Origin of the sequence: Psychrobacter sp. Ps6 (assembly GCF_022129235.1) — a bacterium.
Classification (GTDB): Bacteria; Pseudomonadota; Gammaproteobacteria; order Pseudomonadales; family Moraxellaceae; genus Psychrobacter.
This window is the reverse complement of record NZ_JADQAI010000099.1, coordinates 1-1807: the sequence shown is the minus strand read 5'-3', so window position 1 is coordinate 1807 and position 1807 is coordinate 1. Positions and strand designations below refer to the sequence as shown.

The following is a 1807-nucleotide window of genomic DNA, read 5'->3' as shown; positions in this document are numbered from 1 at the left end:
ATGAAGCCTGTGGAGACATAAAAAGAAAAGGCGATCTGATGATCGCCTTTTTGTTTTTTAGTTACTGATTTTTTGAATTGTGATAGTTGCTGACTTTTGACCTGCGTTGTTTAAAGTATCACGTACTAGAAGGCCTAAATCCCAATTTTTACCTGCTGGGATATAACTGAAACGATTAATCTTAAAATTATTTTTTATTTCGTTTAGTTTTTTATCATTCCAACGAACGGTGGTATTTAGCTGATCTAATGTTGCGAGAGAAACACCAGCTTCATTTGTACCAAACCACCAGAAATCCATTTTAGCCAGTTCACTATATGGTGTTAATTGAGTATCTTGAATCGTAATAGTATTACACTTATTTTCTGGCGTTGGTTTAAATTCATTACCTGTTAAGATAAGGCCTTTATCATTAAATACCATCTTTGATACAGCAACGTTGGCACAGTCAGGGCGAGTTTCTTTTGCTGTCCAAGTGCCTTTAAAATCAACATATCGGTCAGAACCATCGGCATTAATAGGATAGATGAAGCTAATATATTCCGTTGTGCGACCAGTATGAATTCCAGTTGTTTTTTCTTTGGTTCGGCTCTGAACATAAACGCCTGTAATAGGGTCATAACTTCCTGAAATCATTTCTCGTTGCATAGATGAGCCATCTTCTGCATCCGAGTCATCGACCTCAAATTCAGCAAATTGGGTTAACACTTCTTCTGAGCAATTTTGTTGACTCATACAGCCATAAACGCCTTGTTCATCGGCAAATTCATCCCATGACATTGACTCGTCTGCATCTTGTTCTGCTAATGGATTAGTAATTACATAGGTAAAGGCAGAGGGTTCATTAAAAAAGTCTACATTTTGATCCGGTTCAATTGGAATACCATTACAAAGAGGCGCATCACCATTATTACTATCAACGCTGATCTCTCCATTTTCTTTTACACATGTTAAATATTGCGCGGCAAAACGATCGGAAAACGTTGTGTCGTTAGAACCTTTATGAACTAAGAATTCATCCTTTTTAAGGGTAAACTGCATAGAGCTCAGTCCTACAGTTTTAGTAAATACTTCTTCTCCTAGCGTACGATCAGCATGAATAGCATTATGATATTCGTCCTTAGGATTTTCGTCCTTAGGATTTTCGTCCTTAGGATTTTTGATTCGAAGTACTGTTGATCGTTCAACAAAACGCTGATCTGAACCTTTTGCCCATTGGGATAAAACTTTTTCAGAGCCTCGCTTTAGTTTGGTTGGATTTAAAGATGCTTGCATATGCTGTTCGGCATCAACGGCTGAAACTAATTTTTTTGAATCTAGCAGTGTTAGTAGTGTATTAACCGATTTTTCAAAAGAAGTATCATCAAGAGTAATTTGTGCTAATGCAGCTTTAATTTCTTGGCTTGGGTTATCTTTGATTTCTGTAGGGATGATAATAGTTGAATTGTCATTGTGATCGTTAATAGTTAACAATAGGCGTGCAAGGTTAATTGAACGCTCATAGGTACCAGCAGCTTCAAAAGGTGTTGTGACTGATCGGCTGGATACTGATCCAATTAATAATCCATTTTCACCACCTAGATAAAATGAAACCGCTGAAGCATCAGGATCGATAGTGTAATTGCCATCAGAATCTGTTTGACCTTTTTCTGCCCCAGAAATGAAATCTAAACCTTGAACTTGAGCATCAATGAATCGACCTTTAGCAATATTTTCTGTTTCAGGTGTTGTAGGTTTAGTTGTAACAGAGTCGTTTGAATCACTACCACAACCAGAAAGAGTCAATGCAGCAAGAAGAGAGGTGGCG

Annotated in this window: 1 protein-coding gene; it reads right to left on the bottom strand. The window is 37.5% G+C overall.

Going from position 1 to position 1807, the window contains the following annotated elements:
• Positions 1-57: 57 nt before the first annotated feature.
• Positions 58-1807, bottom strand: a 1750-nt coding sequence (locus I3255_RS14055; protein ID WP_238039372.1) for a hypothetical protein, incomplete at its 5' end; no start/stop codon positions are given.